The 9,426-nt window shown below is 69.6% G+C and carries 6 protein-coding genes; all 6 read left to right on the top strand.

Going from position 1 to position 9,426, the window contains the following annotated elements:
- The first annotated feature begins 165 nt into the window (after positions 1 to 165).
- The 6 genes from AC4F3Q_RS06410 to narI all read left to right on the top strand — a co-directional run bounded on the left by AC4F3Q_RS06410 (position 166) and on the right by narI (position 9,393).
- Entirely contained in the window at positions 166 to 942 is a 777-nt protein-coding gene (locus AC4F3Q_RS06410) for a helix-turn-helix transcriptional regulator (RefSeq protein WP_491039242.1), read from the top strand.
- 192 nt (positions 943 to 1,134) lie between these two features.
- The gene (locus tag AC4F3Q_RS06405) at positions 1,135 to 2,442 is read left to right on the top strand and encodes a nitrate/nitrite transporter (RefSeq protein ID WP_491039241.1); all 1,308 of its coding nucleotides are present in this window, start codon (positions 1,135 to 1,137) and stop codon (positions 2,440 to 2,442) included.
- A gap of 24 nt (positions 2,443 to 2,466) precedes the next feature.
- The gene (locus tag AC4F3Q_RS06400; RefSeq protein WP_491039240.1) at positions 2,467 to 6,255 is read left to right on the top strand and encodes a nitrate reductase subunit alpha; all 3,789 of its coding nucleotides are present in this window, start codon (positions 2,467 to 2,469) and stop codon (positions 6,253 to 6,255) included.
- The gene (gene narH, locus AC4F3Q_RS06395; protein WP_491039239.1) at positions 6,255 to 7,922 is read left to right on the top strand and encodes a nitrate reductase subunit beta; all 1,668 of its coding nucleotides are present in this window, start codon (positions 6,255 to 6,257) and stop codon (positions 7,920 to 7,922) included. The genes AC4F3Q_RS06400 and narH overlap by 1 nt, the downstream gene beginning before the upstream one ends.
- Complete coding sequence (narJ, locus tag AC4F3Q_RS06390; RefSeq protein WP_491039238.1) at positions 7,919 to 8,662, top strand: nitrate reductase molybdenum cofactor assembly chaperone; 744 nt, start codon at positions 7,919 to 7,921, stop codon at positions 8,660 to 8,662. Before narH ends, narJ begins: the two co-directional genes overlap by 4 nt.
- Positions 8,659 to 9,393, top strand: a complete 735-nt coding sequence (gene narI, locus AC4F3Q_RS06385; RefSeq protein ID WP_491039237.1) for a respiratory nitrate reductase subunit gamma — start codon at positions 8,659 to 8,661, stop codon at positions 9,391 to 9,393. The genes narJ and narI overlap by 4 nt, the downstream gene beginning before the upstream one ends.
- Positions 9,394 to 9,426 lie beyond the last annotated feature (33 nt).

Here is a 9,426-nt window from a genome sequence, read left to right as displayed (position 1 = left end):
CCCTGACACGGAAGAGGTCACTGGTTCGATCCCAGTATCGCCCACCACACGAAGGCCGCCCCACGGGGCGGCCTTCGCCGTTCTTGCCGCCCCCCCCCCCGGCCTGCGTCCGGGTCGAGCCAGAGGTCCCAAGAACTGATGCCCGGACCTCCGGATAATCAGTACATGACAGCCCGTCGCGTCAACGCCTACCGCGCCCTCGCCTCTGCGAGCCGGGTGACGCTGCTCGACGCGCTCCAGCAGCGCGACGGGATGACGATCACCGAGCTTGCCGAGGTGTCAGGACTGCACACCAACACCGCGCGCGAGCACCTCGGCCGTCTCATCGATGCAGGCTTCGTGACGTGTGAGCCGGAGGAGCGGCACACCCGCGGTCGCCCGCGCATGCTGTACCGCGCTGTCGCCGGCAGGGAGACGATCAACGCCGAGGCGCACGAGCAGCACACGAAGGACGCGCTCGCGCGCGCCGAGCTGACCCGCATGCTCCTCGCCGGCTTCGGCTCAGGCACGCTCGAGGATGCGGGCAAGGCCCGCGAGCTGGGCGAGGCGGCAGCGCAGCAGCACTCCTCGTTCCTGGGCGCCCCCGCCCTGACTCCCCCGGCCGGCACGTCGGACGAGCGGTGCGAGCGCCAGCAGCTCGACGTGCTCGAGGACCACTTCGACCAGATCGGCTTCGAGGTCGACACCGACGTGCCGAACCTCGAGCTCCACCTGAGGCACTGCCCCTTCTACGACCTCGCCCGTCAGCGCCCTGAGGTCGTGTGCCGCGTCCACGAGGGCCTCGCCGCCGGCGTCCTCTCGCGCGTCGCCGGTCCGCTCACCCTCGAACGGATCATGCCGTTCGTCGGTCCCGAGCACTGCATCGTCCGCCTCAACCGGCGCGAGGCCGACGAGCAGGCCGACACGAGCACGACACCGGTCGGTCTCCCGCCTCTCCACTGACGGCAGCGGACCGCGCGATCCTGCCGTAGAGCTCGTCGCGCAGAGGCGACCGACGGCGCCTCCAGGGGCTTCCGACAAGAAAAACGGAGTTTGCCGAATAAAAACGGCGTTTGCGGCTGTGCACGGGTAGCCGAGCAGCGCGAGCATCAGTAGCGTGAGCAGCACTGACGACCGCCACCGCTGGAGGCTCTGATGTCAAGGACCACGTCAAAGACGCCTGTGGACCTGTCCAACTGGGACCCAGAGGACCCAGAACGGTGGGACAGCAGATTCGCCTGGCGAACTCTCTGGATCACCACCTACAACCTGACCCTCGCCTTCGCGGTGTGGTTCCTCGTGAGCGCGGTCGCACCCCGCCTCAACTCGATCGGGTATGACCTGAGCGACGGCCAGCTCTACTGGCTCGTCGCGATCCCCGGCCTCGCTGGCGGGTTCATGCGCATGATCTACATGTTCCTGCCGCCGATCGTCGGCACCCGAACGCTCGTGGGCGGCTCGGCGACCCTCCTGCTGCTCCCGATGATCGGCTGGACGTTCGCCATCCGCGACCCCCAGACCTCCTACACGATGCTCGTGGTCCTCGCGATCATGTGCGGCATCGGCGGCGGTGCATTCTCGGGGTTCATGCCGTCGACCAGCTACTTCTTCCCCAAGAGGATGTCCGGCACCGCGCTCGGGCTCCAGGCAGGCATCGGCAACTTCGGCGTGAGCCTGATCCAGCTCCTCACCCCCTGGGTCGTCGGCTTCGGGCTCCTCGGCACGGCAGCACTCACCCCGCAGTCGACGACCGACGGCGAGGTGTGGCTCCACAACGCCGCGATCGTCCTCATCCCCTGGTGCATCCTCGGCATGATCCTCGCCGCCGTGTACCTGCGCCGTGTGCCCATCACCGCGAACTTCCGCCAGCAGCTCGATATCTTCCGCGAGCCGCACACATGGATCATGACGCTCATCTACCTGATGACGTTCGGCGCGTTCTCCGGGTTCGCCGGCCAGCTCGGCCTGCTCATCCGCGCGGAGTGGGGCGGCTTCGCGGACGCGCCCGACCCGCTCAAGTTCGCGTTCCTCGGGCCGCTCCTCGGGTCGGCGTCGCGCGCGGCGTTCGGCCCGTTGTGCGACAAGTTCGGCGGCGCCGTCTGGACGCTCGTCGCCGGCATCGGCATGACGCTCAGCACCGCGTTCTGCGTGTTCTTCCTCGACCCGACATCGGTCGGACAGTTCTGGTGGTTCCTCGGCGGGATGCTCGTGATGTTCACGTTCGCGGGCATCGGCAACGCCGGCACCTTCAAGCAGATGCCCATGATCTTCCCGCCGCGGCAGGCCGGTGGCGTGATCGGCTGGACGGCGTCGATCGCCGCGTTCGGCCCGTTCGTCGTCGGCATGGGTCTCAGCGCTGTCGCGCCGCGCACGTTCTTCATCGGGTGCACCGTCTTCTTCGCCCTGTGCACCTACCTGACCTGGCACTTCTACGCGCGACCGGGCGCGCCGCGCCCCAGCTGACGAGCGACGGAGACGAGAGAGCACATGAGCACGCACACGTCAGAGAGCACGTCAGGCGCACCGAGCGCCGCCGGGGTCGACAACGCCGCCGTCGACGCGCTGGTCCGCATGGGCAGGCACCTGCGGCGCGGCACGGTCTCGACCGACCTGCGCTCGATCTTCCTGGAGGGTGGCCGCCAGGGCGACGCGTTCTACCGGGACCGCTGGTCCCACGACAAGGTCGTGCGATCCACGCACGGAGTCAACTGCACCGGGTCGTGCTCGTGGAAGGTGTACGTCAAGGACGGCATCATCACGTGGGAGACCCAGCAGACCGACTACCCGACCGTCGGCGCCGGCTCCCCCGAGTACGAGCCTCGCGGCTGCCCGCGCGGGGCCGCGTTCAGCTGGTACACGTACTCACCGACGCGGGTCCGCTACCCGTACGTGCGCGGCGTCCTCCTCGAGGCGTACCGCGCCGCCAAGGCGCGCACCGGGGACCCGGTGCTGGCGTGGGAGGCCGTGACCACCGACCGTGACGTCGCGCGGGCCTACAAGAAGGCGCGCGGGAAGGGCGGCCTCGTCCGCGCGTCGTGGGACGAGACCGCCGAGATCGTCGCCGCGGCGCACGTGCACACGATCAAGGCGTACGGCCCCGACCGCATCGCGGGCTTCTCCCCCATCCCCGCGATGTCGATGGTCTCCCACGGCGCGGGCTCCCGCTTCATCACGATGCTCGGCGGGTCGATGCAGTCGTTCTACGACTGGTACGCCGACCTGCCGGTCGCCTCGCCCCAGGTGTTCGGGGACCAGACCGACGTCCCCGAGTCGGCCGACTGGTGGAACGCCGGCTACCTCATGATGTGGGGCTCCAACGTCCCCGTCACGCGCACCCCGGACGCCCACTTCATGACCGAGGCCCGGTACCGCGGGCAGAAGGTCATCACGGTCTCGCCGGACTACGCCGACAACACCAAGTTCGCGGACGAGTGGCTCGCCCCGCACCCCGGGACGGACGGTGCCCTCGCGCAGGCGATGGGCCACGTGATCCTCACCGAGTTCCACGTGCGCAACCGCACCCCCGAGTTCCGCGACTACATGTCGCGGTTCACCGACGCGCCGTACCTCGTCACCCTGGAAGGTCGCGACGGCGCCTACGTCCCCGGGCGCTTCCTCACGGCGGACCGTCTGCCCGACGCCGACCCGGCGGTCGAGAACGCCGCGTTCAAGACCGTCCTGCTCGACTCGGACGGCACCGTCGTCGTCCCGAACGGCTCGCTCGGGCACCGCTACGCGCCCGGCGACGCGGGCCGGTGGAACCTCGACCTGGGCGACGTCGTCCCGGCACTGTCGATCGCCGATCTGCCCGGTCGTGCGGGCGACGCGCCGTCGAGCGTGTCGGGCGAGACGGTCGAGGTCGACCTCCCACGCTTCGACGTCGCCCCCGAGGAGGGTGCAGAGCACCAGGGTGGCGCGGGCGCTGTGCGGCGCGGAGTCCCCGTGCACCGCGTCGGCGAGCACCTCGTGACGACTGTCTACGACCTCCTCCTCGCGCAGTACGGCGTCGCCCGCGACGGCCTGCCCGGTACGTGGCCCACCGGCTACGACGACGCGAGCACCCCGGGCACCCCCGCGTGGCAGGAGGAGATCACCTCGGTCCCCGCCGAGAAGGCCGCACGGATCGGCCGCGAGTTCGCGCAGAACGCCCTCGAGTCTGGCGGCCGCTCGATGATCCTCATGGGTGCCGGAACCAACCACTGGTTCCACTCGGACACGATCTACCGCACGTTCCTCGCGCTCGTCACGATGACCGGCTGCCAGGGCGTCAACGGCGGTGGATGGGCCCACTACGTCGGCCAGGAGAAGGTCCGCCCGATCACCGGGTTCGGCCAGTACGCGAACGGGCTCGACTGGGTCCGCCCGCCACGGCTCATGATCGGCACCGCGTTCTGGTACCTGGCGACCGACCAGTGGCGGTACGACGGCCTTCCCGCTGACGCGCTCGCGAGCCCGCTCGGCACCGGCAGGTTCGCCGGACGCACGACGGCGGACTGCCTCGTCGAGTCCGTGCGGCGCGGCTGGATGCCGAGCTACCCGACGTTCAACCGCAACCCGCTCGACCTTGTCGACGAGGCCGAGGCCGCGGGCAAGGACCCGGTCCAGCACGTCGTCGACCAGCTCGCGTCAGGCGAGCTCGACTATGCGTGCGCAGACCCGGACGCGCCCGAGAACTTCCCCCGCGTCCTGACGGTCTGGCGGGCGAACATCCTCGGCTCCTCCGGCAAGGGCAACGAGTACTTCCTCAAGCACCTTCTCGGCACCGACTCCGCGGTGCGCGCACCCGAGGCAGGCCCGGACCGGCGCCCGCGGGACATCACGTGGCGCGAGGAGGCCCCCGAGGGCAAGCTCGACCTGCTCGTCGCCGCCGACTTCCGGATGACGTCCACGACGCTGTTCTCCGACGTCGTGCTCCCGGCCGCGACCTGGTACGAGAAGTACGACCTGTCCTCGACCGACATGCACCCGTTCGTGCACTCGTTCAACCCCGCGATCGCCCCGCCGTGGCAGACGCGCACGGACTTCGACATCTTCCACACGCTCGCCACGAAGGTCTCCGAGTACTCGGTCGAGCACCTCGGAGTCCGCAAGGACGTCGTCGCAGTCCCTCTCGCGCACGACACGCCCGACGCGATGGCGACCCCGCACGGCGAGGTCCTCCCGCAGGGCGACCTCGTCCCCGGCGTCACGATGTCCAAGCTCGTCGTCGTCGAGCGGGACTACCCTGCCTTCGCAGCCCGCATGGCCGCGCTCGGCCCGCTCACGACAAAGCTGGGCATGGTCACGAAGGGCGTGAAGTTCGACCCGACACGCGAGGTCGCGCACCTCGCCGACGTCAACGGAGTCGTGCCCGAGGGGCCGACGGCCGGCCTTCCGCGCCTCGCGACCGACCGGCAGGTCTGCGAGATGATCCTGACCCTCTCCGGGACGACGAACGGGCGCCTCGCCGTCCAGGGCTTCGAGGACCTCGAGAAGCGCACCGGGGTCGAGCTCGCGGGGCTCGCCCGCGACCACGAAGGTCGCCGCATCACCTTCAGCGACGTCCAGTCGCGGCCCGAACCTGTCATCACGTCGCCCGAGTGGTCCGGGTCCGAGCACGGCGGACGGCGCTACACCGCGTTCGCGATCAACGTCGAGCATCTCAAGCCGTGGCACACGCTCACCGGCCGCATGCACTTCTTCCTCGACCACGACTGGATGACCGAGCTCGGTGAGCAGCTTCCCGTGTACCGCCCGCCGCTCGACATGCACCGGCTGTTCGGCGACTCGAGACCCGGGGACACGAGCCCGACCGGGGCCCGGGGCTCCGAGGGCTATGCCGAGGTAGCGGTGCGGTACCTCACGCCCCACTCCAAGTGGTCGATCCACTCGGAGTACCAGGACAACCTGTTCATGCTCTCCCTGTCCCGCGGCGGGCCCACGCTCTGGATGAGCCCGCAGGACGCCGAGAAGGTCGGGGTACGCGACAACGACTGGATCGAGTCGTACAACCGCAACGGCGTCGTCGTCGCGCGGGCGATCGTGTCGCGCCGCATGCCCGAGGGCACGGTGTACATGTACCACGCGAAGGACCGCACGGTGGACGTCCCCCGCACCGAGACCTCGGGGCAGCGCGGCGGCATCCACAACTCGCTGACCCGGGTGCTGCTCAAGCCGAGCCACCTCATCGGGGGGTACGCCCAGCTCTCCTACGCGTTCAACTACATCGGGCCGACCGGTAACCAGCGCGACGAGGTGACTGTCATCCGCCGCCGCAGCCAGGAGGTGGAGTACTGATGCGTGTCATGGCGCAGATGTCGATGGTCATGAACCTCGACAAGTGCATCGGCTGCCACACGTGCTCGGTCACGTGCAAGCAGGCGTGGACGAACCGCACCGGCGTGGAGTACGTCTGGTTCAACAACGTCGAGACGCGTCCGGGCGTCGGCTACCCGCGGTCCTACGAGGACCAGGAGCGCTGGGGCGGCGGCTGGGTGCGGACCAAGCGCGGGCGCCTGCAGCTGCGCTCCGGTGGACGCTTCGCCAAGCTCGCCCGGATCTTCTCGAACCCGAAGCTCCCTGAGATCCACGACTACTACGAGCCGTGGACGTACGACTACGACATGCTGCTCAACGCCCCGGCGGGCGAGCACACACCCGTCGCACGGCCGAAGTCCCTGCTCACCGGCGACGACATGAAGATCTCGTGGTCGGCGAACTGGGACGACAACCTTGGCGGTTCTCAGGAGACGCTGCAGGAAGACCCGATCCTGCGGTCGATGAGCGAGAAGATCCGCGACGAGTTCGAGAACACGTTCATGTTCTACCTGCCGCGGATCTGCGAGCACTGCCTCAACCCGTCCTGCGTCGCGTCGTGCCCGTCGGGCGCGATGTACAAGCGCGCGGAGGACGGCATCGTGCTCGTCGACCAGGACCAGTGCCGAGGCTGGCGCATGTGCGTCTCCGGCTGCCCGTACAAGAAGGTGTACTTCAACCACAAGACCGGCAAGGCCGAGAAGTGCACGATGTGCTACCCCCGCATCGAGGTCGGGCTGCCGACGGTGTGCTCGGAGACGTGCGTGGGCCGGCTCCGCTACATCGGCCTCGTGCTGTACGACGCCGACGCCGTCCTCGCCGCAGCCGCGGTCGAGGACGAGGCCGACCTGCTCGAGGCGCAGCGCAGCGTGTTCCTCGACCCGAACGACCCTGCGGTCGTCGCCGCGGCACGCCGCGACGGCATCCCGGACGACTGGATCGACGCGGCGCAGCGGTCACCGATCTGGGCGCTCATCCAGAAGTACCGGGTCGCCCTGCCGCTGCACCCCGAGTACCGGACGATGCCGATGGTCTGGTACATCCCGCCGCTCTCGCCGGTCGTCGACACGGTCGCGGGCACGGGGAACGACGGCGAGGACCACCGCAACCTCTTCGCGGCGATCGACAAGCTGCGCATCCCCGTCGAGTACCTCGCCGGCCTGTTCTCCGCGGGTGACACCGGCCCTGTCGAGGAGAGCCTGCACCGGCTCGCCGCGATGCGGTCGTACATGCGCGGCGTGAACCTGTCGCAGACGCGTGACGAGTCGATCGCCCGGGCGGTAGGCATGTCCGGTACCGAGGTGGAAGCGATGTACCGCCTGCTCGCGATCGCGAAGTACGAGGACCGGTACGTCATCCCCGCTGCGCACTCCGAGACGGCGCGCCAGCTCGAGGAGCTCGGGAACGAGGGTTGTTCTCTCGACTACGACGGCGGCCCGGGCATGGGCGGCGCCGGCCCGTTCGGGCTCTCGTCCGGGACTCCCGTCCCGGTCGCCGTCGAGAACTTCCATGCTCTGAAGAACCGGCAGACGGCAGACTCGCCTGCAGGGCCGTCGACCTCGGGGCGGGTCAACCTCCTCAACTGGGACGGGAACGGCACCCCGGACGGGATGTTCCCACCGCGTCACGGCAAGGGGGCGGAGGAGTGAGCGCGCTGCCTGCGGCCGGCCCGCGGCGCCGTCGTCGGCACGATGCGCCCGGCTCGGCGCTGCCTCCGGCAGCGCCCGTGGTGGGTCTCACCGACGCCGAGCGCCGGGCGACGCACATGGTGACCTCGCTGCTGCTCGACTACCCGCGCGAACGGACCGTCCAGGAGGAGGCAGACATCGATGCCGCGGTGGCGGGCCTGCCCGAGCCTGTGCGCACGTCGCTCGCAGCGTTCCGCGAGCAGACCGCGGCGATGCGCAGGTCCGACGTCGAGGCTCACTACGTCCAGACGTTCGACCTGAAGCGGCGCTGTGCCCTCTACCTCACGTACTACCAGGCGGGCGACACGCGGCGGCGCGGGATGGCGCTCGTGACGTTCGTCGAGGCGTACCGCGCCGCAGGCTGGGAGCCCGAGCCCGACGAGCTCCCCGACTACCTGCCGACGGTCCTCGAGCTGTCCGCGCGGACCGCCGACCCGGTCGCGCACCAGCTCCTCGCCGCGCACCGTGACGGTATCGAGGTGCTGCGCAGCTCCCTGCACGACCTGGGCACCCCGTACGCGCACCTCCTCGACGCGGTGTGCGCGACGCTGCCCGAGATCGATGCAGTCACCGAGGCGCGGCTCGTCGCACTCATCAACGCCGGGCCGCCGACGGAGACGGTGGGGCTGAGCCTCGTCGCCGCCCAGGCCGCCCTCGCCCCGTACGGGGCCCCCGGAGCCGACCGATCGGAGCTGTCATGACCACCGCCGACGCCCTCCTGTGGGTCGCGCTACCGTACGCCGCTCTCGCCGTGTTCGTCGTCGGGCACCTCTGGCGGTACAGGTACGACAAGTTCGGGTGGACGACGAGATCGTCGCAGATCTACGAGAACCGGTTGCTCCGGGCGGGCTCCCCCATGTTCCACGTCGGGATCCTCATGGTGATCGGCGGTCACGTCGTGGGGCTCCTGATCCCTCGCAGCTGGCTCGAGGCGATCGGGGTGAACGAGCACGCTTACCACCTCGGGGCCACGTGGCTCGGGACGATCGCCGCAGCACTCACGCTCGCGGGCCTCGCGATCCTCGTGTACCGACGGCGCACCGTCGGCCCGGTGTTCCTCGCCACGACCGTCATGGACAAGGTCATGTATGTCGTCCTGGGCGCGACGCTCGCGTTCGGCACGATCGCGACCGTGCTGTTCCAGGTGCTCGGCGACGCCTACGACTACCGCGGCTCGATCTCTCCGTGGATCCGTTCGATCCTGTCCTTCCAGCCCGAGGCCTCGCTCATGGTCGGGGTGCCCTTCTGGTTCCAGCTCCACGTGGTCACTGCGATGCTCCTCTTCGCGCTGTGGCCGTTCACCCGGCTCGTGCACGTGTTCTCTGCGCCCGTCGGGTATCTGACGCGGCCGTACATCGTGTACCGCTCGCGCGACCAGCACCAGGGCTCACGGTCGCTGCGGCGGGGCTGGGAACCGACCAGGCGTCCCTGACCGCTCCGTCCGCGAACCGCCCGTCGACGTGGC

Source organism: Flavimobilis sp. BM9 (genome assembly GCF_058313055.1).
The sequence above is the reverse complement of the archived record's forward strand: the minus strand, read 5'-3'. Positions and strand labels throughout refer to the sequence as shown.